Annotated in this window: 27 protein-coding genes; 14 read left to right on the top strand and 13 right to left on the bottom strand. The window is 67.2% G+C overall.

Translation table 11 applies throughout. The features are described from left to right. Positions 1-170: 170 nt before the first annotated feature. The gene (locus MF270_RS19385; RefSeq protein WP_238367430.1) at positions 171-575 is read left to right on the top strand and encodes a PaaI family thioesterase; all 405 of its coding nucleotides are present in this window, start codon (positions 171-173) and stop codon (positions 573-575) included. 113 nt (positions 576-688) lie between these two features. Continuing rightward, positions 689-1,969: a DUF3422 family protein gene (locus MF270_RS19380; protein WP_238367429.1), complete on the top strand. Its 1,281-nt coding sequence runs from the start codon at positions 689-691 to the stop codon at positions 1,967-1,969. Here the strand turns inward: MF270_RS19380 and MF270_RS19375 are convergent. The 6 genes from MF270_RS19375 to MF270_RS19350 form a co-directional block, all read right to left on the bottom strand. Next, positions 1,966-3,186 carry a phosphoribosyltransferase family protein gene (locus MF270_RS19375; RefSeq protein WP_238367428.1) on the bottom strand — a complete coding sequence of 407 codons (1,221 nt, stop codon included), beginning with the start codon at positions 3,184-3,186 and terminating at the stop codon, positions 1,966-1,968. The two genes, MF270_RS19380 and MF270_RS19375, sit on opposite strands and share 4 nt — an antisense overlap. 96 nt (positions 3,187-3,282) lie before the next feature. Next, a complete protein-coding gene (locus MF270_RS19370; protein WP_238367427.1) occupies positions 3,283-4,332 on the bottom strand; it encodes a YeeE/YedE family protein in 1,050 nt (349 codons plus the stop codon). 539 nt (positions 4,333-4,871) lie between these two features. After that, the gene (locus MF270_RS19365; protein ID WP_238367426.1) at positions 4,872-5,987 is read right to left on the bottom strand and encodes a 5-methyltetrahydropteroyltriglutamate--homocysteine S-methyltransferase; all 1,116 of its coding nucleotides are present in this window, start codon (positions 5,985-5,987) and stop codon (positions 4,872-4,874) included. Between the two features lie 33 nt (positions 5,988-6,020). Continuing rightward, positions 6,021-7,016 carry an ABC transporter permease gene (locus MF270_RS19360; RefSeq protein ID WP_238367425.1) on the bottom strand — a complete coding sequence of 332 codons (996 nt, stop codon included), beginning with the start codon at positions 7,014-7,016 and terminating at the stop codon, positions 6,021-6,023. Then, positions 7,009-8,016, bottom strand: coding sequence for an ABC transporter permease (locus tag MF270_RS19355; RefSeq protein ID WP_238367424.1), 1,008 nt, complete (start codon positions 8,014-8,016; stop codon positions 7,009-7,011). The genes MF270_RS19360 and MF270_RS19355 overlap by 8 nt, the downstream gene beginning before the upstream one ends. Before the next feature lie 90 nt (positions 8,017-8,106). Then, complete coding sequence (locus tag MF270_RS19350; RefSeq protein WP_238367423.1) at positions 8,107-9,807, bottom strand: peptide ABC transporter substrate-binding protein; 1,701 nt, start codon at positions 9,805-9,807, stop codon at positions 8,107-8,109. Between the two features lie 304 nt (positions 9,808-10,111). Between MF270_RS19350 and MF270_RS19345 the strand changes: the two genes are divergently transcribed. The 5 genes from MF270_RS19345 (at position 10,112) to MF270_RS19325 (ending at position 16,077) form a co-directional block, all read left to right on the top strand. Further along, the gene (locus MF270_RS19345; protein WP_238367422.1) at positions 10,112-11,947 is read left to right on the top strand and encodes an ABC transporter ATP-binding protein; all 1,836 of its coding nucleotides are present in this window, start codon (positions 10,112-10,114) and stop codon (positions 11,945-11,947) included. A gap of 8 nt (positions 11,948-11,955) precedes the next feature. Beyond that, positions 11,956-12,333, top strand: a complete 378-nt coding sequence (locus MF270_RS19340) for a bleomycin resistance protein (protein ID WP_238367421.1) — start codon at positions 11,956-11,958, stop codon at positions 12,331-12,333. Next, on the top strand, positions 12,330-13,490 hold the full coding sequence (gene argE, locus MF270_RS19335; RefSeq protein WP_238367420.1) for an acetylornithine deacetylase: 1,161 nt from the start codon (positions 12,330-12,332) through the stop codon (positions 13,488-13,490). Before MF270_RS19340 ends, argE begins: the two co-directional genes overlap by 4 nt. Further along, a complete protein-coding gene (locus MF270_RS19330) occupies positions 13,421-14,833 on the top strand; it encodes an NAD(P)/FAD-dependent oxidoreductase (RefSeq protein WP_238367433.1) in 1,413 nt (470 codons plus the stop codon). The genes argE and MF270_RS19330 overlap by 70 nt, the downstream gene beginning before the upstream one ends. A gap of 80 nt (positions 14,834-14,913) precedes the next feature. Next, positions 14,914-16,077 (top strand): M20 aminoacylase family protein, encoded by a 1,164-nt coding sequence (locus MF270_RS19325; RefSeq protein ID WP_238367419.1) that lies wholly within the window; start codon positions 14,914-14,916, stop codon positions 16,075-16,077. A 12-nt stretch (positions 16,078-16,089) separates the two neighbouring features. On the opposite strand, the gene MF270_RS19320 is transcribed toward MF270_RS19325, so the two are convergent. Beyond that, positions 16,090-16,368 (bottom strand): DUF2934 domain-containing protein, encoded by a 279-nt coding sequence (locus MF270_RS19320; RefSeq protein ID WP_238367418.1) that lies wholly within the window; start codon positions 16,366-16,368, stop codon positions 16,090-16,092. Positions 16,369-16,554: 186 nt separating this feature from the next. Between MF270_RS19320 and MF270_RS19315 the strand changes: the two genes are divergently transcribed. The 3 genes from MF270_RS19315 (at position 16,555) to clpX (ending at position 19,568) form a co-directional block, all read left to right on the top strand. Beyond that, positions 16,555-17,355, top strand: a complete 801-nt coding sequence (locus MF270_RS19315) for a glycosyl transferase (RefSeq protein WP_238367417.1) — start codon at positions 16,555-16,557, stop codon at positions 17,353-17,355. Between the two features lie 138 nt (positions 17,356-17,493). Continuing rightward, a complete protein-coding gene (locus MF270_RS19310; RefSeq protein WP_238367416.1) occupies positions 17,494-18,126 on the top strand; it encodes an ATP-dependent Clp protease proteolytic subunit in 633 nt (210 codons plus the stop codon). Positions 18,127-18,302: 176 nt separating this feature from the next. Next, the gene (clpX, locus tag MF270_RS19305; protein ID WP_238367415.1) at positions 18,303-19,568 is read left to right on the top strand and encodes an ATP-dependent Clp protease ATP-binding subunit ClpX; all 1,266 of its coding nucleotides are present in this window, start codon (positions 18,303-18,305) and stop codon (positions 19,566-19,568) included. A 141-nt stretch (positions 19,569-19,709) separates the two neighbouring features. Here clpX and MF270_RS19300 read toward each other — a convergent pair whose 3' ends face one another. Continuing rightward, positions 19,710-20,831 (bottom strand): glycosyltransferase family 61 protein, encoded by a 1,122-nt coding sequence (locus MF270_RS19300; protein WP_238367414.1) that lies wholly within the window; start codon positions 20,829-20,831, stop codon positions 19,710-19,712. 94 nt (positions 20,832-20,925) lie between these two features. On the opposite strand from MF270_RS19300, the gene MF270_RS19295 reads away from it, so the two are divergent. The 4 genes from MF270_RS19295 (at position 20,926) to MF270_RS19280 (ending at position 22,582) form a co-directional block, all read left to right on the top strand. Next, a complete protein-coding gene (locus MF270_RS19295) occupies positions 20,926-21,288 on the top strand; it encodes a RidA family protein (protein WP_238367413.1) in 363 nt (120 codons plus the stop codon). 105 nt (positions 21,289-21,393) lie between these two features. After that, positions 21,394-21,777, top strand: a complete 384-nt coding sequence (locus MF270_RS19290) for an NADH:ubiquinone oxidoreductase subunit NDUFA12 (protein ID WP_238367412.1) — start codon at positions 21,394-21,396, stop codon at positions 21,775-21,777. After that, positions 21,777-22,229 (top strand): outer membrane lipid asymmetry maintenance protein MlaD, encoded by a 453-nt coding sequence (gene mlaD, locus MF270_RS19285; protein WP_238367411.1) that lies wholly within the window; start codon positions 21,777-21,779, stop codon positions 22,227-22,229. Before MF270_RS19290 ends, mlaD begins: the two co-directional genes overlap by 1 nt. Next, on the top strand, positions 22,226-22,582 hold the full coding sequence (locus tag MF270_RS19280) for a DUF2155 domain-containing protein (protein ID WP_238367410.1): 357 nt from the start codon (positions 22,226-22,228) through the stop codon (positions 22,580-22,582). The genes mlaD and MF270_RS19280 overlap by 4 nt, the downstream gene beginning before the upstream one ends. Here the strand turns inward: MF270_RS19280 and aat are convergent. The 5 genes from aat to MF270_RS19255 form a co-directional block, all read right to left on the bottom strand. Beyond that, on the bottom strand, positions 22,546-23,193 hold the full coding sequence (aat, locus tag MF270_RS19275; protein WP_238367409.1) for a leucyl/phenylalanyl-tRNA--protein transferase: 648 nt from the start codon (positions 23,191-23,193) through the stop codon (positions 22,546-22,548). The genes MF270_RS19280 and aat overlap by 37 nt on opposite strands. 62 nt (positions 23,194-23,255) lie before the next feature. Then, entirely contained in the window at positions 23,256-24,602 is a 1,347-nt protein-coding gene (gene accC / locus MF270_RS19270) for an acetyl-CoA carboxylase biotin carboxylase subunit (protein WP_238367408.1), read from the bottom strand. A 7-nt stretch (positions 24,603-24,609) separates the two neighbouring features. Next, positions 24,610-25,104 carry an acetyl-CoA carboxylase biotin carboxyl carrier protein gene (accB, locus tag MF270_RS19265; RefSeq protein WP_238367407.1) on the bottom strand — a complete coding sequence of 165 codons (495 nt, stop codon included), beginning with the start codon at positions 25,102-25,104 and terminating at the stop codon, positions 24,610-24,612. Between the two features lie 260 nt (positions 25,105-25,364). Then, positions 25,365-25,724, bottom strand: coding sequence for a hypothetical protein (locus tag MF270_RS19260; RefSeq protein ID WP_238367406.1), 360 nt, complete (start codon positions 25,722-25,724; stop codon positions 25,365-25,367). Positions 25,725-25,867: 143 nt separating this feature from the next. Continuing rightward, a complete protein-coding gene (locus MF270_RS19255) occupies positions 25,868-26,365 on the bottom strand; it encodes a hypothetical protein (protein WP_238367405.1) in 498 nt (165 codons plus the stop codon). Between the last annotated feature and the right edge of the window lie 82 nt (positions 26,366-26,447).

Here is a 26,447-nt window from a genome sequence, read left to right as displayed (position 1 = left end):
AAGATCAGACATGTTCACCGCTCGTTTTTGAGCCGTGAATCACGCCACCAAGCGGAAATCAATAGGTCCTGACCCTAGTGCTATTGACTTCGATCACCCCCCTCCGACGCCACGTTCCCTTTGACCCCCGCCCGCCTCCGCGCAACGCTAGCGCCCAGGAGGACCGCCCCATGATGACCGACCCCGAAGCCACCGGCCGCCGTATCCTGGCCGCGCAGCCCTTCAACGCGCTGCTGGGGACCGAGCTGCTGTCGATGGGCGACGGACGGGTGGAGTTCCGCCTTCCCCTGACCGACCAGCTGACCCAGCACCACGGGTTTGCCCATGGCGGCCTGCTGGCCTATCTCGCCGACATGGCGCTGTCCTATGCCGGCGGGCAGGACTTGGGCGATTGCGTCACGGTCGAGTTCAAGATCAACTACCTGCGCCCCGGCAAGGGAAAGGCGCTGATCGCGCGCGGCGAGACGCTGAGCGCCGGCCGCAGCCAGTCCGTCGCGCGGGCCGAGATCTTTGCCGTCTCGGGCGATGTCACAAAGCTGGTGGCGGCGGCGCAGGGGACGCTTGCCAGGGTCTGACCCGTGGCGGCGCGGCCGCAGTATACCGTTGCATTCATCCAACTTATTGAAAACATATCGCATTTCCGTGCGGCTGCCGTTAACGTAACAAGCGGCACGATGAGGAGCCGCGCATGACCCAGATCAAGGACCATTCTGAACGCTATCGGCTGTCGAACGAGCTGCACGCGCGGCCGTTCCCGTCGCTCAGCGCGCCCTGCCGCGCGGTCTTCCTGGCCGTCAAGCAGGCCGAGGCGGCGGTGGCCCGCGACCGGGCGGCGGATCTTGCGCATCTCATCGACCTGCTCGACCGCTTCGGCGCGCCGCATCCGCAGCCCGGGGCGACCCATTGGCACGGGGGCCTCGGCAAGCACCACATGAAATGGGAAAGCCACACGGAATTCGTGACCTATACGGTGTTCCTCGACGGGCTCGGGGAACGCCCCTTCGACGCCGCGGATTTCGAGGTCTTCCCGGCCGACTGGCGCGCGGCCATGCCGGGCGAGCGGGTCACCTCGGCCCTGATCCGGGTCGAGCCGCGCCCGGCCGAGCCCGAGGTGCTGGACCGGCTGGATGCCTGGTTCGTGCCCGAAAGCCTCGCCTCGTCGCGGGTGCTGGACGATGCCGCCGTGGTGGCGGGCGACTTCCGCATCGACAGCCACGGCCACATGCGCTTTGCCGTCTTCCCGACCGAAGGGACCGGCCAGCGCCGGGTGGGGCGCGTCGTGCAGCGGCTCTGCGAGATCGAGACCTACAAGACGATGTCGATGCTGGGCTTTGCCCGCGCCAAGTCGCTGGGCAAGCGCCTGGCCGAGATCGACCATGCCCTGAACTCGCTGGTCGGCAGCATGAGCGACGCCGAGAAGCCCGCCGAGGAGACGCTGCGCGAGCTCTTGCAGGTCTCGGCCGAGCTCGAGGATATCTCGGCCCAGGCGTCGTTTCGGTTTGGCGCAACGGAGGCTTACGAGGCCATCGTGCTGCAGCGCGTCCAGGTGATGCGCGAGGAACGCCTCGCGGGGCGGCAGACCTTCCACGAGTTCATGATGCGCCGCTATGACCCGGCCATGCGGACCGTGAAATCGACCCAGGGCCGCCTGGCCGGCATGTCCGACCGTGCCATGCGGGCCAGCGACCTGTTGCGCACGCGGGTGGACGTGGAACGCAGCGCGCAGAACCAGGCATTGCTGGAAAGCATGGACAAGCGCGCCGACCTGCAATTGCGCCTGCAGACCACGGTCGAAGGCCTGTCTGTTGTTGCGATCAGCTATTACGCGGTGTCGCTGGGCGGTTACCTCGCGGGGCCGCTGGCCTATCCGCTGGGGCTCGACAAGGTTGAGCTGATGGCGGCGATCACCCTGCCGGTGGTGCTGGCGGTGTGGTGGATCATCCGCCGCATCCGCCATGCGTACCACTAGGACAGTTCGGCCTCGTCCTCGACCATGTTCAGCCGATCGAGCAACTTGCGGATATAGACCCCGTCCGGCCGGGCGCGGCTGGCCATCTCCATCAGGTGGATCGCCTCGGCCCGGGTGATCCGCGCCCCGGTCTCGTGCTTCAGCGCCACGTCGCGCAGCACGATCCCGTCGGCGGGCGCAAGCTCCGGTCCGGCGGATGTCGCCGACTGCTGCGCCACCAGGTGGTAGTAAAGCCGGTGCAGCATCTGCGGGGGGGCGCGGAATGGCGTGTCGACGCCCGCCGCCTCGAGCGTGGCGCGCAGCGGGGTCGGGTCGATATCGTCAAGCGTCTCGAGATAGGGCGCCACGGGCGGGGCCTTGCCCGGCACGGGCAGGGTCAGGCCGAAGGTATCCTTCAGCCAGGCCATGTCGCTGACATCCGCCATGGCGGCAAAGCGGGCGGGGTCCAGCCGTTCGGCCCTGCGATAGGCGCGGGCGACGGTCGAGACCAGCGCCTGCCGGGCCCGGAACAGGGCGGGATCGCCCAGGCTCAGCGGGCAGGTCCGGTTGAAATGCAGGATCAGCCGCGTGGCCGGCAGGCTGAGCTTGTCATTGGCGCGGGTGTCGGTGAGGCGCGCCGCATCCGCACCGATCCGGACGGCGAAATCCTGCACCACGCTGCCGCCGGGAAAGGCTGCGCGGTCATAGGCCACGGCTTCGACCGCCTCGCGCCCCAGCGCCTCGAGAAAGACCCCCATCCGGGCCCGGTAACGCGGCCGGCTTTTCGCCGGGACCTTGTCCAGCCCAGCTTTCACCCGCTGCTGAAAGCTGGAACAGGCAAAGCTGGCCGGGTCGCGCAGGTAGCAGATGACGCGGATGGTGCGGACCCGTTCGCGCAGGAAGGCGATAAGGGCGGCCTGTCCCGCGGGGTCGATCATGCCGATATCCTCGCCCGAGATCAGCACGGTCTCGCGGTCCGGGCGCGTCAGCTCGGCCTCGAGCGTGGCCCGGTCCGCGGTGCGGTGGGCGTCGATCTCGGCCGCGGGCGTGCCTTTGTTGGTCCAGATGTGATAGGCGCGATGATCGGTCAGAAAGGCTGTCGAGACCGGGATCGAATGGTTCGGCTCGGACAACCGCGCGGTAAAGAGCTGCCCGTCGTCATAGCCGGCAAAGCTGGCCTGGATCGCGGTCGTGCCGGTCTTGTGCATGCCGATGTGCAGGATCGCCGTCTCAACCATGGCTCGGGCCCTTTTCAAATGCCCGGCGATCCTTGCCCGAAACGGCAGGCGGCGCCAGCCCCGGAAGGGCCCGCGCCTTCGTTAGTTTGCGCGCGTTTACTCGGCCGGTTGCGCCAGGCCCGCGCGGGCGCCGCTGAGCGCCGCGTTGGCCGCAAGGCCCCCGGCGGCGATGGCGCCGAGCGCCAGGATCGCGGCTAGCGACAGGGTGGGCACGCCGGCCAGGCCCGCGCCCACGGTGCAGCCGCCAGCCAGCACGCCGCCCAGGCCCATCAGCGCCGCGCCTGCCGCGTAGCGGCCGGTCTCGCGGGGCGAGGAAAAGCTTTGCCAGGCAAAGCTGCCGAAGATGAGCGAGGCGACAAGCGCGCCGATCAGCACGCCGCCGATCAGCCCGGTGCCAAAGCCTGCCGGGATCGCGGTCGAGGCGACGGTGAAGAACAGCGCTTCGGTCGCGGGGGCGGTGAAGGACAGGCTCTCCATCGCGATGGGGTCGAAGTCGTCGTAAAGGACATAGCCCGTGCCGACCCAGGCCAGCGGGACCAGCAGGCCCAGCAGCGCGGCCAGCACCAGCGTGCCGGGCCGCGCGCCCGAACGCAGCGCGATGGCCAGCCCGGCCAGTGCGATCAGCCCGGCCCAGACCGGCGCGCCGCCGGGCAGGGCGGCAAGGCTGACGCTGTCGCCAAGCGGCAGCGTGACCGAGCCGATGGCGGTGCGCACCGGCGCCAGCACGCCCTTGAGCGTGGCATGGGCGACGACGGCAAAGACCAGGATCACGGTCAGCGCGCGCAGGTTTCCGCTCGCGCCCAGCACGGTCAGCCGCGAGACGCAGCCGCGCGTCAGCACCATGCCGGCGCCGAACATCAGCCCGCCCAGCACGATGGCGAGCCAGGGCAGGTCCCCGGTCATGAAGCGGTGATCGTCGAAGGTGATGAGGCCAGCGGCCACGGCGACCTGCGTGCCGATGACGGCCAGCGCGAGGGCCATGAACCAGACGCCGGCCGCCTGCCGGCGATCCTCTCCCACCAGCGCGCGGCGGAAACAGAAGCGCGTGCGTTCGGCCAGCAGGCCGAACAGGGCCCCGACGATCAGGGCGAACCAGACGGCCGCCTGCGGCGCGGTCAGGGTTTCGAAGCCGAACGATTCGAACATGGAAGCCTCCGAAATGCGAATATCGTTCCGGATGCGACGAATTTTTGCGCCGATCAAGGGGAAGGACACGGCGACGGGCCGGCTTTGGCGGGAAAGCGTTCCGATGGGCCGCGCGTGGGCCGGAACCTTGGTCCGTAGCGCCGCGGCGCGTGCAAACGGTGGGCTTGCGGGCAGGGCGGGCACCGGGCAAACCGGTCTTTTTTGCGGATCGGGCCGGGATCGCGCCCCGGGTCGGTCCGGACGGAGAGGCCGTGCCGAGCCGAGGCGCAGACGGTCTACCCCAGTGACCGTGCGGGTCCGGGGCAGGCCGCGGGCCTGAGAGGGGCCTCGAGGCCCGGTCAGCCTGCCACCGGTTCCCAGACTCCGACCTTGGTCGGAATCGGGAAACGATAGTAAACACTTTGTTAACAAGGCGAGTGCAGTTCAACCCACAAGGGCGCAGTCGCGGGAAACACTCGGATCCCCCCACCGAAACAATCGTCCACGAAAAACGCGCGGGACTGCTGCCCCGCGCGTTCTGTCTGTCCGTCAAGATGGGCTCAGACGCCGCCCCAGATCTCCTCGGCGGTCTTCACGACCAGTTCCAGCTTGCGGCGCTGGTCGTCCTCGGTCACGGCATTGCCTTCCTCGGTCGAGGCGAACCCGCATTGCGGCGCGATGCCCAGCTGGTTGATGTCCACGTATTTCGACGCCTCGTCGAACTTGGACTTGAGCCAGTCCATGTCCTCGAGCTCGGGCGTCTTGGTGGTGATGAAGCCGGGCAGGATGATCTGCTTGCCCTTGGGCAGCAGGCCCAGCGGCTCGAGCCCGCCGGCGCGGTCGGTGTCGTATTCCATGAAGAACACGTCCACGCCGGTCGAAAAGATCGCCTCGGCCGCCATGTCGTAGGCGCCGGTGGCGGCATGGGTCGAGCGGAAGTTGCCGCGGCACATATGCATGCCGATGGTCATGTCGGCGGGGCGGTTCTTGATCGCCTCGCGCAGCATCCAGGAATAACGCTCGATCAGCCAGTCGGGGTCGAGCCCCTCGGCCTGCTTGTCGGCGCGGTGCTTGGGGTCGCAGAGGTAGGCAAAAAAGATGTCGTCCATCTGCAGGTAGCGGCAGCCGGCCTCGTAGAACTTGTCGACCGCCTTGGCGTAGGTCTTGACCAGGTCGTCAAAGATCGCCTGCGGGTCGTCCTTGTAGGCGTCCACGTGGATGTCGGCCTTGGCGGTGCGGAAGTGGCAGCAGGACGGCCCGGGGATCGAGATCTTGGGCACAACGCTGGTGTTGTCCTTCACGAAGCGGAAGTGGTCCAGCATCGGGTGATCGTCGGGAAAATCAAGCCGCTGGCTGAAGGTCGGGAAGATCGGCCGCAGCTTGACCCCGGCGAATTGCACGCCCTCGTCGCGTTCGACCAGGTCGAGGCCGGTCAGCATGCCCATGAAATCGTAGTGCCAGAAGCTGCGCCGCGCCTCGCCGTCGGTGACGGCTTTCAGGCCGACCTCTTCCTGCATCTTGATCAGCGCGGGGATCTCGGCGTCTTCGACGGCCTTCAACTCGTCGGCCGAGATGGATTTTTCCTCGTAGTGCTTCTTGCGTGCGGCCTGGATGGCCTTGGGGCGCAGCAGGCTGCCTACGTGATCCGCGCGGAAGGGCGGGGTCAGGTCGGTCATTTTCGTCTCCCTCGAGATTGTTCGAGAGCAGACCTACCGGCCCCGGATGCGGGGATCAAGCGCATCGCGCAGCCCGTCGCCCAGGTAGTTGACCGACAGCACGGTGAGAGAGATCAGCATGCCCGGCCAGATCACCCGTTCGGGGTAGAGCGTCATGCGGTCCACGCTGTCATTCAGCAGCCGCCCCCAGGTCGGGAAGTCGGGCGGGAAGCCGAAGCCGAGGAACGACAGCGAGCTTTCCGTGATGATCGCGATGGCGATGCCCAGGGTGGCCGAGACCATGATGGGCGAGACCACGTTGGGCAGAAGGTGCCGCAGGATCAGGTTGCGCGGAGAGGTGCCGATGGACTGCGCGGCCAGGATGAACTCGCGCTCCTTCAGTGCCAGCACGTCGCCGCGCACGATCCGTGCGGTCTGCATCCATGACGTGATGCCGATCAGGGCGACGACGAGGATGAACACCCCGCCCTCGGGGCCGAAGGTGGCCGCGAGCGCCTCGCGGAACATCAGCGAGGCGACAAGGATCAGCGGCAGCAGCGGCAGGGCAAGGAAGAGGTCGGTGAGGCGCATCAGCGGGCCGTCCAGCTTCTTGACGTAGCCGGCCATGACGCCGATCAGCGTGCCCAGCAGGATCGACAGCGCCATGGCCGTCAGGCCCACGGCGATCGACACGCGGCCGCCGAACATCAGCCGGGCCAGGTTGTCGCGCGCCAGGTTGTCGGTGCCCAGGGGATGCGCCCAGGACGTCTTGGCCCCGCTGTCCCAGAGCAGCGTGTAGATGGGCCGCATGTCGCGGTTCTTGATCATGTCGACCACGGGCGGGATGTCGGTGGGGCTTGCCGACCAGATCCAGGGGCCGATGGCCACGCCCAGCACGATGAAGACGAACAGCGCAAGCCCGGCCATCGCGCCCTTGTGGCTGCGGAACTGGCGCCACACGTCCTGCCACTGGCTGCGCGGCGGCCTGGTCGGCATCGGGTCGGGCAGGGCGCCGGCGTTCAGCGGCGCAGCGGGGGCCTTGTCAGTCATAGCGGATCCTCGGGTCGAGCAGCCCGTAAAGGACGTCTGCGATGAGGTTGAAGAGCACGATGAGCACCGCGAAGATGAAGGTCAGCGTCTGCACCATGGGCAGGTCGTTCGCCTGGATCGCGGTGATCAGAAGCTGGCCGATGCCGTTCACCTTGAACACCTGTTCGGTGATGATGGCGCCGCCAAAGATCGACGGCACGCCAAGCGCGATCACCGTCACGACCGGGATCATCGAATTGCGCACCACGTGGACCATGACCACCATCGTCTCGCCCAGGCCCTTGGCGCGGGCGGTGCGCACGTAGTCCTGGTGCAGGTTGTCCAGCATCGCGGCCCGCATGAAGCGGCTGATCTGCGCGGTGATCTGGGTGGCCAGCACCATCACGGGCAGGAACATCTGGTGCAGCTGCTCCTTGAAGCTGGCCCAGTCCACCACCTTGTGCGTGGTGTCGTAAAGCGACGGGAACCAGCCCATCTGCACGGCAAAGATCATGATGACCAGCGGTCCGGTAAAGAACGGCGGGACCGAGTAGCCGACCATGGTGACGAAGGTCCCCGCCTGGTCGAAGATCGAATATTGCCTGTAGGCCGAGTAGATGCCGATCGGGATCGCGATCAGGATGCCGACCACATAGGCCACGCCCACGACCCACAGGGTCTGCGGCATGCGCTGGATCACGGTGTCCATGACCGGAGAGCGGGTCTGCCAGGACACGACGCGCGGATCGCCGGCCGAGAACGAGGTGCCGAAGATGTGGTCGATCAGCACCTGCGGTTCGATCCAGAAGAACTGCACGCACCATTTCCAGAACCGGACGGGCCAGGGCTGGTCCAGCCCCAGCGCCACGCGCATCTGCTCGCGCACCTCGGGCGGGATGGTCAGGGGCATCTGCGCCATCGGGTCGCCGGGGGCGAGCTCGAGCAGCAGGAAGATCACGAGACTGATGAACAGAAGCGTCGGGACAGCCAGGGTCAGGCGACGAATGGTGAATGTCAGCATGGGCGGCGCCTCGGCACGTCAGTCATTTTCCGGTATGGGAAAGCGGGTCGGGGCCCGGCGCGGGTGGCCGGGCCCCTCGAGGCCAGTGGATTACTCGTCCATGCGGTACCAGTCCGCCACGTTCCACAGTTCGCTGTCCCAGACGTTCAGGACGACGCCGCCAAGGGTCGTGGCGCGGGCCGACAGGCGGCCGCGCTGGACCAGCGGGATCATGCCGCCGTTCATGACGAACATGTCGTTCAGCTCGCGGCCGATGCGGGCGCGTTCGGCCATGTCGGCCGTGCTGCGCAGCTGGGCGTGGAGCGCGTCGTATTCTTCCATGCAGAAGCGGCTGACGTTCTCGCCCTGCCACTGGTTCGCCGGCGACGGCGCCTTGTCGCAAAGACCGTTCCCGAGATAGGACTGCGGGTCCGTGCCGTTGAAGGTGTTGGCGTACATCTCGACGTCGGCATAGAACTTCTGGAAGGTGTCGGGCGAGCCCGGGTCACCGCCGAAGAACACCGAGGCGTTGATGTTGCGCAGTTCCGCGTCGATGCCGATTTCCGACCACCACTGCTTGATCAGCGCCTGGAAGTCCTGGCGGACGGCGTTGGTCGAGGTCTGGAAGCTGATCCGCATCGGCACGCCGTTGGCCTCGCGCACGCCGTCGCCATCGCTGTCGACAAAGCCCGCGTCATCCAGCAGCTTGTTGGCGCCCGCGATGTCCTGGGTGTCGCAGCTCATGCTGTCCGAGTTGAACGCATCGGGTGCGGGGACCCAGTTGCAGGTCACGCGGCCGGCTTGGCCATAGCCCACTTCGACCAGCAGCGGCTGGTCGATGGCCATCTTCATGGCCTGGTAGACCGCGGGTTCCTGCAGGAACGGGTGCGGGCGCACGACCGACCGTTCGTCCGGGCCAAGCGCCGGGTCGGGGTTGGTGTGGTTCAGGTGGATGCGTTCCAGCAGCGGGCCGAAGGCCACGACCGGCACGCCCTTGCCGCCCTGTTCCATCTGGCTGATCACATCGGGGGCCAGCTGCAGGTTCCAGGCATAGTCGAACTCGCCCGTCTCCATCACCGCGCGGCCCGCCGCCGCCGCGTCGCCGCCGCCCTTGAAGGTCACTTCGCCAAAGGCAGGCTTGGCCGGGTCACGGTAATAGTCGTTCGCGACCAGGGTGATCACGTCGTTGGGGCGGAATTCGGTCACCACGAAGGGGCCGGTGCCGATCGGGCCAAAGTTCTGATCGGTGCATTCGGGCGCGCGGGCGCCCATGCAATCGGCGAACTGGGCCTTCTGGATGATCGGGCTCTCGCCGCCGACGAAGGGGCCGTAGGGGAAGGGCGTGGGCCCGTCGAAATTCACCACCACGGTCAGCGGGTCGGGCGTGTCGACCGACCCCACGCCTTCGAACTTGGTCGACTGCGCGCAGCCGCCCTCGGGGTGGGTGCAGTATTCCCAAGAGAACTTCACGTCTTCCGAGGTGAAATCGGTTCCGTCAGACCACTTGAGACCGGGCATGATCTTCCAGGTGATCGTGGTCAGATCCTCGCTGACGCCGCCGTTGGCGACGGTCGGGATCTCTTCGACCAGCCACGGCACCAGCTCGCCCTTCTCGTTGTAGCGGGCCAGCGGTTCGACGATCAACGACGCCGATTCCACGTCCTTGGTGCCGCCCGACAGGAACGGGTTCAGGATCGAGGGCGCCTGCCAGTAGAGGATCTTCACCTCTCCGTCCGCGCCCCGCTCGGCCATCGCCCCAGGGGCGAAGGCAACTGCGGCGGCAGCTCCCAGCAGCAGGGATTTCACTGTCATATCGACACTCCTTGTTGGACCGGGGTTGCGCCCGGCTTTGTGGCGACCCGCTTGGCGCGAGCTCTGTGGCTGTTCGAATGGGGTAAGGGCGGCAAGAACCGCGCGACCCCAGACAACTGCGCCTATCGAAACAGCATTTGCCGAAAAAGCAAGCCCTTCCGGCTTTACGTTGCTGCCCGTCGCCGCGCCGGTTGGCATCTGCCCGTCCAAGGGGCGGGTTCCGCAGCGGCGAGTCCCAAGGGGGTTTGACGCGCGCGCGGGCCTTGCCTACCGTCGCTCAAAGACCCGACAAACGGAGAGCCCCATGCTCGACCAGGCCCCCGAGGCAAAGCCCGTCGCCCGCATCGAAAACCTGCGGGTCGAGTTCCAGACCAAGGACGGCACCGTCGCGGGCGTGCAGGACGTGTCCTTCGAGGTCTACCCGGGCGAAACGGTCTGCATCGTCGGCGAATCCGGGTCGGGCAAGTCCGTGTCCTCGCTGTCGCTTATGCGGCTGATCGAGTTCGGCGGCGGCACGCTGGCAAACGGCAGGCTGATCTTCGACCGCAAAAAGGGTGGCGAGACCGACCTTGCCAAGACGCCGCAAAGCCTGATGCGCACGATCCGTGGCAACGAGATCGGCATGATCTTCCAGGAGCCGATGACGGCGCTGAACCCGGTCTTCACCGTGGGCCGCCAGCTGACCGAGGGGCTGCGCCTGCACAAGGGCATGACCCGGCGCCAGGCCGAGGCGCGCGCGCTCGAGCTCTTGCGCCAGGTGCGCATCCCCGAGCCCGAGCGGCGCCTGCGCCAGTATCCGCACGAGCTGTCGGGCGGCATGCGCCAGCGGGTCGTGATCGCCATGGCGCTGGCCTGCGAGCCGCGCCTGCTGATCGCGGACGAGCCGACCACCGCGCTTGACGTCACCATCCAGGCCGAGATCCTGGCCCTGGTAGACCGGCTCAAGCGCGAGACCGGCACGGCGGTGATGTTCATCACCCACGACATGGCCGTAGTGGCGCAGATGGCCGACCGCGTTGTAGTCATGTTCCGCGGCAACAAGGTCGAGGAAGGCACGGTCGAGGAGATCTTCGAGCGGCCGCAGCATCCCTATACCCAGGCGCTGCTGGCCGCTGTGCCCAAGCTGGGCGAGATGCGCGGCAAGGCCTATCCCGAGCCGATGAAGCTGTTCGGCGTGGACGACCAGAAGATCGAGCCGATCACCGGCGAGGACAAGGTCCTGCTGAAGGTCGAGCATCTGACCACGCGCTTTCCCGTCAAGGGCGGGTTCTTCCGCCGCACCATCGCCAATGTCCACGCGGTCGAGGACGTGTCGTTCTCGATCAACAAGGGCCAGACGCTCAGTCTCGTGGGCGAGTCGGGCTGCGGCAAGTCCTCGGCCGGGCGGTCGATCCTGCGGTTGGTGCAGCCGCAATCGGGCACGATCAACCTCGACGGGGTGGACGTGATGGCGCTGGGGCCGGAAAAGCTGCGCCAGGCGCGGCGCGACATGCAGATGATCTTCCAGGACCCCTTCGCGTCGCTCAACCCGCAGATGCAACTGTCGGACCAGGTCGCCGAGCCGATGAAGAACTACGGCACCCTCGGCGGCGCCGAGATCCGCAAGCGGATCGAGATGCTGTTCGACCGGGTCGAGCTGCCGCGCAGCTTCATGCGCCGCTACCCGCACGAGCTGTCGGGCGGCCAGCGCCAGCGCGTCGCCATTGCCCGGGCGCTTGCGCTGAACCCCAAGCTGATCGTGGCGGACGAGGCGGTCAGCGCGCTCGACGTCAGCGTGCAGGCGCAGGTGGTGAACCTGATGATGGAGCTGCAGGCAGACATGGGCCTCAGCTATCTCTTCATCAGCCACGACATGGCCGTCGTCGAGCGGGTCAGCCACCAGGTCGGCGTCATGTACCTGGGCCGGATCGTCGAACTTGGCCCCCGCGCCCGGGTCTTCGAGAACCCGCAGCATCCCTATACCCAGGCGCTGATGAAGGCCGTCCCCATCGCCGACCCGCATCTGCGCAAGACGGAGAAGGACCTGAACTTCAAGCCGATCCCCTCGCCGATCCATCCGCTGGGCTACGAGCCCGCGCCCTCGGTCTACCGCGAGGTCGAGACCGGGCACTTTGTGCTGGAGACCGACAGCGGGTATTGAGGCCGACCATGCGACTGAAACAGATCACGCCGTTCGTGCCCTGCACGTCGCTGGCCAGGCAGGTGGCGTTCTACCGCGACATCCTCGGCTTCGAGGTCGGGTTCCAGGCCGACACTTACGCTTTTCTGCGCCGCGACGATGTGGCCGTGCGCCTCGTCGAGGTCTTCAAGAGCGTCGACCTGGCCCATCCCGAGCGGCAAGGGTCCTTTTACATCGACGTTGACGGGATCGATGCGCTTTTCGCCCGCCTGAAACCTGCTCTCGACACCTTGCCAGAGGGCCGGGTCCGCGCGCCGTTCGACCAGGACTACGGCCAGCGTGAGTTTCACGTGGCCGACGAGGATTGCACGCTGGTTTTTTTCGGCGAAGCGGTGGGACGGTCATGACCGATGTCCTGAGCCCCTTCGCGCTGATGTGCCGCCTCGTGGCCTTCCCGACCGTCAGCCGCGACAGCAACCTGCCGCTGGTGGACTGGGTCGAAGGCTACCTCGGCAGCCACGGCATCGCCGTGTACCGCTACTGGAACGCGGCGCGCGACAAGGCGGCGATCCTGGCCCATGTCGGGCCGGAGGCGCCGGGGGGCGTCGTGCTGTCGGGCCATACGGACGTGGTGCCGGTGGACGGGCAGGACTGGTCCAGCGACCCCTTCGAGGTGACCGAGAAGGACGGGCGCTATTACGGGCGCGGCTGCGCGGACATGAAGGGCTTCGACGCGCTCGCCATCTGGGCGCTGGTCGAGGCGAAGCGGCGCGGCGTGACGCGGCCCTTGCAACTGGCGTTGAGCTTCGACGAAGAGGTCGGCTGCACCGGCGCCCCGCCGATGATCGACCACCTCAAGACGATCCTGCCGCAGGCGTCGGCCGTGATCGTGGGTGAGCCGTCGATGATGCAGGCGGTGACGGGCCACAAGGGCGGCCTGGGGATCGAGACGAGGATCACCGGCTTCGAGGTGCATTCCTCGCTCATGCACACCGGCGTCAACGCGGTGATGGAGGCCGCGCGGCTCATCGACTGGGCCAACCACGTGAACGCCGAGCTGAGGGCTGCGGAGCCGACACCGCTGGCGAGCATGTTCGAGCCGCCCTGGACCACGCTGCATGTCGGTACGATCTCGGGCGGGACGGCCGAGAACATCACCGCAAAGGACTGCCGCTTTCTCCTGGGTATCCGCGTGGTTGCGGGCGAGGACAAGGCCGACTGGCATGCGCGCTATGCCGCCAAGGTCGCCGAGGTCGAGGCGCAGATGCAGGCGGTCCGGCCCGAGGCCAGGATCGAGCTGGAAACGCTGTTCGACGTCACGGGCCTGCGGCCCGAAGAGGACAGCGAAGCCGAGGCGCTGGCCCGCCGCATCACCGGCGACAACGGCGACCACGTGGTCAGCTACGCGACCGAGGCGGGGCAGTTCCAGGAACGTGGCTATTCGGCGGTGATCTGCGGGCCGGGCAACATCGCGCAGGCGCATCAGCCCGACGAATTCATCTCGAAGGCGCAGTTCGAGGCCGGGCACGATTTCATGCGCAAGCTGCTGGACGTGCTGGCATGAGCCACTTTCCTTTCACCGAAGCGCGCCCGATCGAGCATGGGGCGACCCTGCCGCCCTGCGCGGATGTCGTGGTCATCGGCGGGGGCGTCATCGGCGTCTGCACGGCGCTGGAGCTGGCCCGCGCGGGCCAGAAGGTCGTGTTGCTGGAAAAGGGCCGGATCGCGGCCGAGCAATCCTCGCGCAACTGGGGCTGGGTGCGGGTGCAGGGGCGTGACCTCGCCGAGATCCCGATCATGCTCGAGGCACGGCGGCTCTGGTCCGACCTTGACGCGGACTGCCGCGGGCGTACGGGTCTGGCGACCGTGGGTGTCTCCTACCTGGCCGCGACCGAAGCCAAGATGGCCGGCTATGCCGCCTGGCTCGAGAGCGCGAAGGACTTCGGGCTCGACACGCGCCTGCTGTCGCGGGCCGAGACATCCGCCGCGTTCCCCGGGGCAAAGCGCGCCTGGCAGGGCGCGATGAGCACGCCGTCGGACATGAAGGCCGAGCCCTGGGTCGCCGTGCCGGAGCTTGCCCGGCTGGCCGCCAGCGAAGGCGTGGCGATCCGCGAAGGCTGCGCCGTGCGCGCGTTGGACATCGCCGCCGGGCGCATCGCCGGGGTCATCACCGAGGCCGGCCGCATCGCCTGCGACGCCGTGGTTCTGGCGGGCGGGGCCTGGTCGTCGCTGCTGCTGCGGCGGCATGGCGTGAATATCCCGCAGCTTTCCGTCCGCTCCTCGGTCATGGCGACAGGGCCGATGGCGCAGGTGCATTCCGGCGCCGCCTCGGAGCCCGGCATGGCCTGGCGGCGGCGCTCGGACGGCGGCTACACCATCGCCTGGGGCGGGCAGGCCGAGCTTTACGTTGGCCCCGATGCCTTCCGCGCCCTGCCGAAATACCTGCCGGTGATGCGCGAGGACCCTGGCGGCTTCCGCCTGAAACCGCTCGCGCCGAAAGGCTTCCCCGACGGCTGGACCACCCCCCGGCGCTGGGCCGAGGATCAACCCAGCCCCTTCGAGGCGCAACGCATCCTGAACCCGGCCCCGAACACCAAGGGGCTGGCGCAGGCGGCCAGGCAGTTCGAGGCCATCTGGCCCGAGGCCGGCCCGGTCAAACCCGTCGCCCGATGGGCCGGGATGATCGACGTCATGCCCGACATCGTACCGGTCGTGGACAGCATCGCGGCCCTTCCCGGTCTCACCGTCGCGACGGGCATGAGCGGGCACGGATTCGGCATCGGCCCCGCCTTCGGCCGCATCGCCGCGCGTCTGGTGCGGGGCGAGGACCCGGGCCATGACTTGTCGCGCTTTCGCTATGCCCGCTTTTCGGACGGCGCCCGCATGGATCCCGGCCCCGCGATCTGACGTCACCGTGTGCCCCCATTGCGCCGCCCTGCGGGATGGGTCTAGGCTCCGGCCCGACCCTCAATCGAAAGGACCCTGTCATGCCGACCAAGAACCGGTTCGCAGAGATGCACGACGAAATCACCGCCTGGCGACGTGACCTGCACGAACACCCCGAGATCATGTTCGACACGATCCGCACCGCGCAGGTGGTGGCCGACAAGCTGGCCGAGTTCGGCTGCGACGAGGTGACCCCGGGCATCGGCCGCACCGGCGTCGTGGGCGTGATCAAGGGCAAGACCGACACCGCCGGGAAGGTCATCGGGTTGCGCGCCGACATGGACGCCCTGCCGATCCTCGAGGCGACGGGGCTCGACTATGCCTCCAAGACGCCGGGCGCGATGCATGCCTGCGGCCATGACGGCCACACGGCGATGCTGCTGGGCGCGGCCAAGTACCTGGCCGAGACGCGCAATTTCGACGGTACGGTCGTCGTGATCTTCCAACCCGCCGAAGAGGGCGGCGGCGGCGGCAAGGTCATGTGCGACGAAGGGCTGATGGAGCGCTGGGGGATCCAGGAGGTCTACGGCATGCACAACTGGCCGGGCCTGCCGACCGGTCAATTCGCGATCCGGCCCGGCGCCTTCTTTGCCGCGACCGACATCTTCGAGATCACGATCGAAGGGAAGGGCGGCCACGCCGCCAAGCCACATGACACGGTCGACCCGACGCTGGTCGCCTCCAACCTCGTGATGGCCGTGCAGTCGATCGCCGCGCGCAATGCCGACCCGGTCGAGCAGATCGTCGTCTCGATCACCTCGTTCCAGACCTCGAGCCAGGCGTTCAACGTGATTCCGCAAAGCGTCACGCTCAAGGGCACCACCCGCACCATGTCGCCCGAGATGCGCGACCTGGCCGAAGAGCGCCTGGGCGCCCTGGTCAAGACCATCGCCGCCGCCTATGGCGCGACGGGCACGCTGGATTACACCCGCAACTACCCGGCCATGGTCAACCACGAGGAACAGACGCTGTTCGCCGCCGACGTGGCCCGCAAGGTTTCGGGCGATTGCGCCGATGCGCCTTTGGTCATGGGCGGCGAGGATTTCGCCTTCATGCTCGAGGAGCGGCCCGGCGCCTATATCCTCGTCGGCAACGGCGACACGGCGATGGTCCACCACCCCGAGTACAATTTCAACGACGAGGCGATACCCGCGGGCTGTTCCTGGTGGGCCGAGATCGTCGAGCAACGGATGCCCGCCGCCTGATCGCTGGCCTGCTCAGTCGACCTTGGCGCTGGCCCGCTTGCGGGTCGGGGCCTTGACCGCCTTGGCGGCGGCGGAGGCCTTGGCCGCCTTGGGGGCCGCCGCGGTCTTCGGAGCCGCAGCCTTGGCCTTGGGTGCCGCGCGCTTGCGGGCGGGCTTGGCAGGCGCTGTCTCAAGCCGGGTGCGCGCCTCGAGCCAATGCGCCTCGGCGCGGCCTTCGGGCTGGCCCTCGTCCAGCCACAGCAGGTAGGCGGTTTCGGCGATCTGCGCGTCGGTCACGGCAACTTGGGTCATTCTGTCCCCCTCCAGGTTGAGCGTTTGCGCTAACACTCTGCCGCAATTGCTGCGACTGCACAACGATCATGCTGCGCCTGCACATCGCTTGCCAGGCGGAGTGTTGCGCGGCGGTCGCAGGGGGCGGGGCTGGCGCCTGCGCGCGATCCGCGCTACATGCGGCCCCGCGCTGCCCCGGAGGACGTCATGCCCGTCGCGAACATCATCTGCATCAAGTGGGGGACGCTCTTCGGCCCGGAATACGTCAACCGGCTGTATTCGGGCGTTCGGCGCAACATCGACGCCGATGTGCGGTTCTTCTGCATGACCGAGCATCCCGACGGGATTCACCCCGATGTCGAGATCCTCGACCTGCCGGTGGAACCCTTTCACGAGGAAATGAACAAGGCGCTCGCCGTGGCCAACCGGCAAGGCGCGATGCGCAAGGTGAGCCTGTTCCGGCAGGGGCTGGTGCCCGACCTCGAGGGGCCGTTCCTGGGGTTCGACCTCGACGTTGTGATCACCGGGGACCTGACGCCGATCTGGTCCATGGCACCCGGCAAGGTCGCGATGCGGCACGACTGGATCGAGGCGCGCAAGGGCCGGCCCACGGGGCATGGCAGCGTCTTTCGTTTTGATCCGGCGCTGCATGGCTACCTCTACGACGAGATCCTTGCAAACCCCTACCGCGAAGTCGAAACAGCCCGGGGATCCGAGCAGCGCTATACCTCGCACAAGGCGATGGATCGCGGGGATTTCGAATATATTCCGGGCGATTGGGTGGTGTCCTTCAAGCACGGCTGCCTCGATCTGCCGCCCTTGAACTACCTGCGCGAACCGCGCCTGCCCGACGACGCCCGCGTGGTCTGTTTCCACGGACGGCCCAAGATGCCCGAGGCGGTCGACGGCTACCACGGCAGCCTCTTGCGCTGGTCGCGCCCCTGCGGCTGGCTGCGCGAGCACTGGATCGACCGCGCGACCCGCGACCTTGGCCCGGAATGGGCCTGAGCGACCCCGGCCCCTTGCAGCCCCCCGGCCGCACCACTAAGACTCTCTGGACGGCTCGAGCGGCGGTGCAAATCCTAAGCTTCCGTTAAGCATTCGCGACTACTTCTATCCGCAACGACCAGCAGGCAGGCGAGAGACATGAAAGACCCCTTCGAGACATACATGAACACGCTGGTCCCCATGGTGGTCGAACAGACCAGCCGGGGCGAACGCGCCTACGACATCTTCTCGCGCCTGCTCAAGGAACGGATCATCTTCCTGTCGGGCCCGGTGCATGACGGCATGTCGTCGCTGATCGTGGCGCAGCTGCTGCACCTCGAGGCCGAGAACCCGTCGAAAGAGATCTCGATGTATATCAACAGCCCGGGCGGTGTCGTGACCTCCGGCCTGTCGATCTACGACACGATGCAATACATCAAGCCCAAGGTCTCGACCCTGGTGATCGGCCAGGCGGCCTCCATGGGGTCGCTGCTGCTGACGGCGGGCGAGGCGGGGATGCGCTTTTCGCTGCCGAACAGCCGCGTGATGGTGCACCAGCCCTCGGGCGGCTACCAGGGCCAGGCGACGGACATCATGATCCACGCCCAGGAAACCCAGAAGCTCAAGACGCGTCTGAACGAGATCTACGTCAAGCACACCGGCCGCAAGCTCGAGGAAGTCGAGGCCGCGCTGGAGCGTGACAACTTCATGTCGCCCGAGGAAGCGAAGGCCTGGGGCCTGATCGACGAAATCGTCGAAAACCGCGCCAAGGACGTCGACGGCGACAAGTGATGATGCGTGATCGGGCGGCGGCAAGGACCCGCCGCCGCCCGGTCAATTTTGCGATTGTAGCACCTCGGGGCATGGCCTAGGCTGAGGTGGACAGGACAGAGGTTCGAACGGTTGGGGGCGCAATGCGGCGCCCGCGTTTGGATGGCCCGGCAAGCGACGAGCCCGAAAGGTACGACATGGCGACGAATTCCGGCGGCGACAGCAAGAATACCCTTTACTGCAGCTTTTGCGGCAAGTCTCAGCACGAGGTCCGCAAGCTGATTGCAGGTCCGACCGTGTTCATCTGCGATGAATGCGTCGAGCTTTGCATGGACATCATCCGCGAAGAGACGAAGGGCGCAGGCCTCAAGTCCACCGACGGCGTGCCCACCCCGCGCGAGATCTGCAACGTGCTGGACGATTACGTGATCGGCCAGATGGTGGCGAAACGCGTGCTCTCGGTCGCCGTGCACAACCACTACAAGCGCCTGAACCACGCCCAGAAGGGCGGCGATATCGAGCTGGCCAAGTCGAACATCCTGCTGATCGGCCCGACGGGCTGCGGCAAGACGCTGCTGGCGCAGACGCTGGCGCGCATCCTCGACGTGCCCTTCACCATGGCCGACGCCACCACCCTGACCGAAGCCGGTTATGTGGGCGAGGACGTGGAGAACATCATTCTCAAGCTGCTCCAGTCCAGCGAATACAACGTGGAACGGGCGCAGCGCGGCATCGTCTATATCGACGAGGTCGACAAGATCACCCGCAAGTCGGAAAACCCGTCGATCACCCGCGACGTGTCGGGCGAGGGGGTGCAGCAGGCGCTGCTCAAGCTGATGGAGGGCACCGTTGCCTCGGTACCGCCGCAGGGCGGGCGCAAGCATCCGCAGCAGGAATTCCTGCAGGTGGACACGACCAACATCCTGTTCATCTGCGGCGGCGCCTTTGCGGGTCTCGACAAGATCATCGCGCAGCGCGGCAAGGGCTCGGCCATGGGCTTTGGCGCCGATGTGCGGGACAATGACGAACGCGGCGTGGGCGAGATCTTCAAGGATCTCGAGCCCGAGGATCTGCTGAAGTTCGGCCTGATCCCGGAATTCGTCGGCCGTCTGCCGGTGCTGGCGACGCTTGAGGATCTCGACGAGGACGCGCTGGTCACCATCCTGACCCAGCCCAAGAACGCCCTGGTCAAGCAATACCAGCGCCTGTTCGAGCTGGAGGACACCAAGCTGACCTTCACCGACGAGGCGCTGTCGGCCATCGCCAAGCGCGCGATCGAGCGCAAGACCGGCGCCCGCGGGTTGCGGTCGATCCTCGAGGACATCCTGCTCGACACCATGTTCGAACTGCCGGGCATGGAGAGTGTCGAAGAGGTCGTCGTGAACGAGGAAGCGGTGATGTCCGACGCGGCTCCGCTGATGATCCACGCCGATCAGAAGAAGGAAGAGGCCACCGCCGGCTGATCCCCCTTCAGACTGACATGCGAACGCCCTCGCCGGAAACGGCGGGGGCGTTTTGCATGGGCGCAGGGGGGATTCGTGGGTCGTGCTCCGGGGCGGTTTGAACAATGCGCCCACCCGGCCGCCGGTGTTCGCGCGGCGGGATCAGTCCGGCTCGACCGGCACCATGTCAAAGCTGGTCAGGCGTGAAATCGCGTCGCGCGTGGTGGCCGTGTCGGGTTGCGGCCAGGCGGGGCCGTCGCCGACGAAGCCGCCCTGTCGCAGGGCCGATTGCACCGCTGCAAAGTCGGGCACGCCGACCTGGTGACGCGTGGCTTCGCGGTCCGCCGGACGCCAGCGATCCCGCAGCGCGTCGATCATCAAGGGTTCGATCCCGGCAAAGCCGCGCAGGTGGCTGGTGATGTATTCCGTCGCCTGCGCCATGCGCCGCAGGATCATCGCCACCGACTGGTCGGGCCGCGCGACCATGGCCAGCAGGTGCAGGGCGGACCCTTCGGTCGCTACCACCTGCCGCGCCGCCTTGTAGCGCGAGACCTGGGTCGCGAGGTCATGCTCTTGCGGGTGGAAGATCTCGTATCCCTCGGCGGTCAGATGCGCCTCGAGCCGGTCCTCGAGCACCAGCTTGCCCTTGCCCTCGGCCAGGCGGGACCGGCTGATATAGAGCCGCTCGGGCCCCTCGGGCGCGATCTGCTGCGCGAACCGCGTGCGGAAGAAATCCTGGCAGCGGTCGGTGCCTGCCGCGATGTCGCCAAGGCCGAAGCCCTGGCCCGGCACGTACAGCCGCTCGGGCCGCAGCGGCGCGGTGGCGATGCGCACATGGTGCGGCTTCAGCCCGCACATGCCAAAGAAATCGGCGTGAAATCCCTTGAGCGCGTCTTCCCTGGGGCTTTTCGGGATAAAGATCACCCCCCGTACCGGTTCGGGCAGGACCGTCAGCCCCCACATCCGCCCGGTACTTTCGACAATGAAATGGCCGAAATGGCGCCACAGCACGCCGCCCCAAAGCCAACTGCCCGGCAGGTCGGTCACGGGGCCTTGCGGGGCCTCCGGCTCTTCGGTCAGTAGCCGCGACTTGCGCCACAGCGCGCCTTGCCCGCAATAGCTGCCATCGGCGCGCAGCAGCCCCGCAGCCTGCACGAATGTACGATCCGCAGGCGGCACGACGGTCGGTGCGCCCAGCACCTCGATCCGGCGCGACCAGCCGCTGTCGGGGCGGGGGCGCAGGTGCTCGGCTTCTTCCTTCCAACTGACGCGGCGCGTGCCCATTCGCGGCTTGTTCCTCTTGTCTTTGCCGCAGCCTAGCGCAAGAAGACCGCAGAACTAGGGCAAAATGCGACCGCTTCGGCGGCGCGTGACAAGGATGGAAGACATGAAGCGAATCTCTTCGGGTGGCGCGTTCGAGGCCAAGATCGGCTATTGCCGCGCCGTGGTGGCGGGCGGGTTCGTCCACGTGGCGGGCACGGTGGGGCAGGGCGACGACGTGGTCAGCCAATGCCAAAGTGCGCTCGAGGTCATCGGCCGCGCGCTGGCCGAGGCGGGCGCCAGCTTTGCCGACGTGGTCCGGGTCAATTACTACCTGCCCGACGCGGCCGAGTTCGAACCCTGCTGGCCGCTGCTGGCCGAGACCTTCGGGGCCAATCCGCCGGCGGCCACGATGATCGAATGCGGGCTGATCGACCCCAAGTACCGCATCGAGATCGAGGTGACGGCGGTCGCCCCGTAAGCGGACTTCAGCTGCCGGTAACCCGCGCCTGCCAGCATGGCGGCGCGGACTGGACCTTTCCGGCGGCACAGGCCATAACGAGGCAACGAACACGAGGAGTCGTCCATGGGCATCGGCAGCACTTTGCTACAGGCTTTGACCTGGTGGAACGGTCAGACGCTGAACACCGCGCTCTACACCCGCCGTAAGGGCCAGAAGGTGGGCGAGGACGCGCAGGGCAACATCTATTACCAGACGGAAGGCGGCAAGCGGCGCTGGGTCATCTACAACGGTGAGATGGAAGCCTCGCGCATCAGCCCCGAGTGGCACGGCTGGCTGCATTACACCTGGGACGAGCCGCCGACCAAGGCCGCGCTCAAGCACAAGCCCTGGGAAAAAGAGCACCTGCCGAACATGACCGGCTCGCCGCTGGCCTATGCGCCCAGCGGCTCGATCCGCCGCGCGGCCCCGGCCGAGCGGTCCGATTACGAGGCCTGGAGCCCCGAATAATGGCCGGTGAGACGACCGAGGCCCTTGTCGGCGGCGCCGTCCTGGCCGCCGCGGCGGGGTTCGTGATCTATGCCGCGCAGGCCACCGGGTTCGGCGGCGGCGGCAGCGACACCTATGATCTGACGGCCTCTTTCCGCTCTCTGGAAGGCGTCACGCTGGGCACAGATGTGCGGCTGGCCGGCGTCAAGGTTGGCACCGTCGCGGGGATCGAGTTGAACGCCGAGACCTACCGCGCCGAGACCCGCCTGACCCTGCAGGATGGCATCCAGGTGCCCGATGATAGCGCGGCCGTCGTCGCCTCCGAAGGCTTGCTTGGCGGCAATTTCGTCGAGATCGTGCCGGGCGGATCGCCCTTCTACTTTGCCGCGGGGGACGAGATCATCGACACCCAGGGCGCGGTGAGCCTGATTTCGCTGCTGCTGAAATACGTGGGCGGCGGGTCCGACCAATGAGAGCGGCGCTGATCGCCCTGCTGCTGGCGGCCGCCCCGCTGGCCGCGCAGGAAGAGGTGAGCCGCGGCAGCGGCGCCACGCTGCGCGTTCTCGACAAGATCACCGGCAAGACCGAGGACCTGGCGCTGATTTCCGGGCAGGACGCCGTGATCGGCTCGCTTCTGGTGGGCCTGACCGAGTGTCGCTATCCCGAGGGCAACCTGGCCGGCGACGCCTATGCCTATGTTACCATCGACGATGGCAACGAAAGCCGGCGCGTGTTTTCGGGCTGGATGCTGGCGTCCTCCCCGGCGCTGAACGCGCTGGACCACGCGCGTTACGATGTCTGGGTGTTGCGCTGCACCACCTCGTGACCCGAGGCGGGCAGGGGCGGTGACAGGAAATTGGCCTGGGCCGCGATGGCCGGCTTGAGCAAACTGTGATAGGCGGCACGGCTGATCTCGATCGCGCCCAGGGACGCCAGGTGCGGCGTCAGGAACTGCGTGTCGAACAGTCGGAAGCCGCCGAGGTTCAGCCGATCCACCAGGTAGGCCAGCGCGATCTTGGACGCATCGGTCTTGCGCGAGAACATGCTTTCGCCAAAGAAGGCCGCGCCGATGGTCACGCCGTAGACGCCGCCGATCAACCCGTCGTCGTCGTGCACTTCCAGTGAATGGGCGTAGCCCAGCAGGAACAGCTCCATGTAGAGATGGCGGATCGGGTCGCTGATCCAGGTCTCGGGACGGTCGGCGCAGCCTTCGACGACGCCGGCGAAATCGGTATTCACCCGCACGTCAAAGCCGCCGGCCCGGATGCGCCGCGCCAGCGAGCGCGAGATGTGGAAGCCGCCCAGCGGAAAGATCCCCCGGCGGCGCGGATCGACCCAGAACAGCTCGGGGTCGTCGCGGTGTTCGGCCATGGGGAACAGGCCGGCCGTGTAGGCCCGCAGCAGCAGGTCCGGGGTGAGATCGGTGTGATCTTTCATGGCGCCGATCCTACATCACGCCCCGGCCCGCGTATACGGCGGGCCGGGGCGTATGAGATGCATCAGCCGAGATTCGTCTCGAGCCACTTTTCCAGCCAGTGGATGTTGTAGTCGCCCGATTGCACGGCGGGCTCCTGCAGCAGGGCGTGGAACAGCGGCACGGTGGTGTCGATGCCGTCGACGATCAGCTCTCCCAGCGCCCGGGCAAGACGGGCCAGCGCCTCGGGCCGGTCGCGGCCGTGCACGATCAGCTTGCCGATCAGGCTGTCGTAATAGGGCGGGATCTTGTAGCCGTCGTAGAGCGCCGAATCCATGCGCACCCCCAGCCCGCCGGGGGCGTGGTAATGGGTGATCGTACCGGGGCAGGGGGCAAAGTGGGGCAGCTTTTCCGCGTTGATCCGCACCTCGATCGCATGGCCGTCGATCGTCAGGTCGTCCTGGGTGAAGGACATCGGCAGGCCCGCCGCGACGCGGATCTGTTCGCGCACGAGGTCCTGGCGATAGATCGCCTCGGTCACCGGGTGTTCGACCTGCAGGCGGGTGTTCATCTCGATGAAATAGAACTCGCCATTCTCGTAGAGGAATTCGACCGTGCCGGCGCCGATGTAGTTGATCGCAGCGACCGCGTCGGCGCAGATCTTGCCGATCCGGGCGCGTTCCTCGGCGGTGATGACGGGGCCGGGGGCCTCTTCGAACACCTTCTGGTGGCGGCGCTGGAGCGAACAGTCGCGTTCGCCCAAATGGACCGCATTGCCCTTGCCGTCGCCGAATACCTGCACCTCGATGTGACGCGGGGTGCCAAGGTATTTCTCGATATAGACCTCGTCGTTGCCAAAGGCGGCCTTGCCCTCGGACCGGGCGGTGAGGAAGGCGCGCTCCATCTCCTTGGCGTTGCGGGCGACCTTCATGCCGCGCCCGCCGCCGCCGGCGGTGGCCTTGATGATGACCGGGTAGCCGATCTCTTCGCCCACCTTCAGCGCGGACTCGAGATCCGGCACGCCGCCTTCGGACCCGGGGACCACGGGGATGCCCAGCCGCGCGGCGGTTTCCTTGGCGGTGATCTTGTCGCCCATGATGCGGATGTGCTCAGCCGAGGGGCCGATGAAGGTCAACCCGTGATCCTCGACCACCTGCACGAAGCGGGCGTTCTCGGACAGGAACCCGTAGCCGGGGTGGATCGCCTGGGCGCCCGAGATTTCGCAGGCCGAGATGATGGCCGGAAAGTTCAGGTAGCTGCCGGACGAGGGCGCCGGGCCGATGCAGACGGATTCGTCGGCCATTCGGACATGCATCGCGTCGGCATCGGCGGTGGAATGCACCGCGACCGACTGGATGCCCATCTCGCGGCAGGCGCGGATGACGCGCAGGGCGATCTCGCCCCGGTTCGCGATCAGGATCTTGTCGAACATCTCTGCCTCACTCGATGATGACGAGCGGGGCGCCGTATTCCACCGCGTCGCCGTCGTCGACGAGGATGCGCGTCACGGTCCCCGACCTCGGCGCGGGGATGTGGTTCATGGTCTTCATCGCCTCGACGATGAGAATGGTGTCGCCTTCGGACACGGCCTGGCCGGTCTTGACGAAGGCGGGGGCGCCGGGTTCGGCCTGCAGGTAGACGGTGCCGACCATGGGCGAGGTCACGGCGCCGGGATGGCTGGCCGGATCGTCGCTGGCGGCGGCGGGGACGGCGGCAGCGGCCGGTGCGGGGGCGTGGGCCGGTGCCATGGCAGGGGCCGGCGCGTAGGCGGGCGCGGCGTATTGCACGACCTCGGTCTTGCGCGAGACGCGCACGCTGAGACTGTCGTCTGCGCCGTATTCGCGGGTGACCTCGAGTTCGGTCAGGTCATTGGCCTCGAGAAGTCGGGCCAGGGCCTCGATGAAGGCCACGTCGTCATCATGTTTTTTTGCCATGCTTATCCTCGCCTCGCTGCGTGCGCACGCCAAGTCACCGCCTTGGTCTTGGTGGTGCCTTATAGGCGAAGCGATGCGCGAGGAAAAGCATGCATCCGTCGCGTCATTGGCCCGGGACGGGGCGGGGGCGAACGCAGAAGGGCTCCGCACCTTCTGGGCCCACGCGCGAGGGGGGTCGACTGCGCGTGATAGTCCGGTGCGGAGCCCTGGGGAAGCCAGGGCCCTGCGGGCGGCCCTGGCGACTGCAAAGGGAGGAGCGGTCAGTGCTTGGTGAAGTCCGTCTGTTCGGTCTGCATCATGCGCAGCTCTTCCTCGGTCTTCTCGATCGTTTCGCGCAGGTCGGCCAGCTTTTGCTGCAGGCGCATTTCCTCGGCCAGGGCGTTGGACAGGGTCTGCGAGCGCAGCATCACGTCCTGGTTGGAGTTTTCGCGGGACGGCTTGTCCTGGACGAGGCGGGCGCGGGTCGCTTCGGATTCGCGGGCCTGGGTCAAGGCGTCGGCCGTATAGGTCGGCGCGGCGGCGTCGGTCTGGGCGACCGGCTGGCTGCGCACGGCGGCGTTGTCGTTCTGCTGCGCCTGGGCGGTGGTCCGGCCGGAGGCCAGCGCACTGGCGCCGCTCATGTCAATCGGTGGCATTTTTCCTACTCCACTTTGCATACCCACTTGACTCAGGTTGCGCTCAGAACCGTGAACGACTGGTTAATTCATCCCCCATTAATCCGTTGAATTCTCTGTAAAGAATTCCGCCCGAACCGGGGCAATCCTCATGCCACCAGCTCGAATTCAGGCCCCTTGGTGTTGGTGTCCATCGCGGCGCGGATTTCCTGCGCCAGCGCCTCGCGCGAGTCGCGGGCGATGGTGTCGCGGGTGGCCTGGTCGTCCGCCTTCTTGTCCAGCATGGCCTGCTGGAACCGCTCGCGACGCACCGCGTCCTGGTCCTTGCGGGCCTGGTTGTCGGCAGTGCTGGCGCCCTGGGTCAGCGCCTGCTCGGTCTCGGCGGCGCGCTCCTGTTCGACCTGCCTGGACAGCCGCGCCTCGGAGGCGACGGCGGATTCGCGCAACTTTTCAGAGGCCGAGCTGCCCTTGGGCTCTTCGACCCGTTCGGAGCGGCGGGCCCGCACCTCGGAGCCGGCAACCGGCGCCGCGGTTTCGCGGGCGGGTTCCGAGGCTGCCGCCTCGCGACGGTCGAGCTTGAGCGCCTCGAGTCGCTCGGTGGTGCGCTGCGCCAGTTGCGAACTGGCGGGCTGAGATGTGATCTGCATCTGTTCGCTCCTTTTCTCTGCACGGGACGACAGAACGGTAACACCATGCGCGGGATCACCGGGCGGCGATGTGTGTCAAATA

It is taken from the genome of Mesobacterium pallidum, assembly GCF_019966535.1.
Classification (GTDB): Bacteria; Pseudomonadota; Alphaproteobacteria; order Rhodobacterales; family Rhodobacteraceae; genus Mesobacterium; species Mesobacterium pallidum.
This window is presented reverse-complemented; position numbering and strand designations above follow the sequence as displayed.

Coding starts and splice junctions, on each gene's coding strand:
- MF270_RS19365 (WP_238367426.1), bottom strand. CDS start 5,987: ATGACCGACCTGACCCCGCCCTTCCGCGCGGATCACGTAGGCAGCCTG.
- MF270_RS19380 (WP_238367429.1), top strand. CDS start 689: ATGACCCAGATCAAGGACCATTCTGAACGCTATCGGCTGTCGAACGAG.
- MF270_RS19310 (WP_238367416.1), top strand. CDS start 17,494: ATGAAAGACCCCTTCGAGACATACATGAACACGCTGGTCCCCATGGTG.
- MF270_RS19340 (WP_238367421.1), top strand. CDS start 11,956: ATGCGACTGAAACAGATCACGCCGTTCGTGCCCTGCACGTCGCTGGCC.
- MF270_RS19290 (WP_238367412.1), top strand. CDS start 21,394: ATGGGCATCGGCAGCACTTTGCTACAGGCTTTGACCTGGTGGAACGGT.
- MF270_RS19360 (WP_238367425.1), bottom strand. CDS start 7,016: ATGACTGACAAGGCCCCCGCTGCGCCGCTGAACGCCGGCGCCCTGCCC.
- clpX (WP_238367415.1), top strand. CDS start 18,303: ATGGCGACGAATTCCGGCGGCGACAGCAAGAATACCCTTTACTGCAGC.
- argE (WP_238367420.1), top strand. CDS start 12,330: ATGACCGATGTCCTGAGCCCCTTCGCGCTGATGTGCCGCCTCGTGGCC.
- MF270_RS19350 (WP_238367423.1), bottom strand. CDS start 9,807: ATGACAGTGAAATCCCTGCTGCTGGGAGCTGCCGCCGCAGTTGCCTTC.
- MF270_RS19355 (WP_238367424.1), bottom strand. CDS start 8,016: ATGCTGACATTCACCATTCGTCGCCTGACCCTGGCTGTCCCGACGCTT.
- accB (WP_238367407.1), bottom strand. CDS start 25,104: ATGGCAAAAAAACATGATGACGACGTGGCCTTCATCGAGGCCCTGGCC.
- MF270_RS19385 (WP_238367430.1), top strand. CDS start 171: ATGATGACCGACCCCGAAGCCACCGGCCGCCGTATCCTGGCCGCGCAG.
- MF270_RS19295 (WP_238367413.1), top strand. CDS start 20,926: ATGGAAGACATGAAGCGAATCTCTTCGGGTGGCGCGTTCGAGGCCAAG.
- MF270_RS19300 (WP_238367414.1), bottom strand. CDS start 20,831: ATGGGCACGCGCCGCGTCAGTTGGAAGGAAGAAGCCGAGCACCTGCGC.
- MF270_RS19320 (WP_238367418.1), bottom strand. CDS start 16,368: ATGACCCAAGTTGCCGTGACCGACGCGCAGATCGCCGAAACCGCCTAC.
- MF270_RS19345 (WP_238367422.1), top strand. CDS start 10,112: ATGCTCGACCAGGCCCCCGAGGCAAAGCCCGTCGCCCGCATCGAAAAC.
- MF270_RS19375 (WP_238367428.1), bottom strand. CDS start 3,186: ATGGTTGAGACGGCGATCCTGCACATCGGCATGCACAAGACCGGCACG.
- aat (WP_238367409.1), bottom strand. CDS start 23,193: ATGAAAGATCACACCGATCTCACCCCGGACCTGCTGCTGCGGGCCTAC.
- MF270_RS19315 (WP_238367417.1), top strand. CDS start 16,555: ATGCCCGTCGCGAACATCATCTGCATCAAGTGGGGGACGCTCTTCGGC.
- MF270_RS19370 (WP_238367427.1), bottom strand. CDS start 4,332: ATGTTCGAATCGTTCGGCTTCGAAACCCTGACCGCGCCGCAGGCGGCC.
- mlaD (WP_238367411.1), top strand. CDS start 21,777: ATGGCCGGTGAGACGACCGAGGCCCTTGTCGGCGGCGCCGTCCTGGCC.
- MF270_RS19325 (WP_238367419.1), top strand. CDS start 14,914: ATGCCGACCAAGAACCGGTTCGCAGAGATGCACGACGAAATCACCGCC.
- accC (WP_238367408.1), bottom strand. CDS start 24,602: ATGTTCGACAAGATCCTGATCGCGAACCGGGGCGAGATCGCCCTGCGC.
- MF270_RS19280 (WP_238367410.1), top strand. CDS start 22,226: ATGAGAGCGGCGCTGATCGCCCTGCTGCTGGCGGCCGCCCCGCTGGCC.
- MF270_RS19260 (WP_238367406.1), bottom strand. CDS start 25,724: ATGAGCGGCGCCAGTGCGCTGGCCTCCGGCCGGACCACCGCCCAGGCG.
- MF270_RS19255 (WP_238367405.1), bottom strand. CDS start 26,365: ATGCAGATCACATCTCAGCCCGCCAGTTCGCAACTGGCGCAGCGCACC.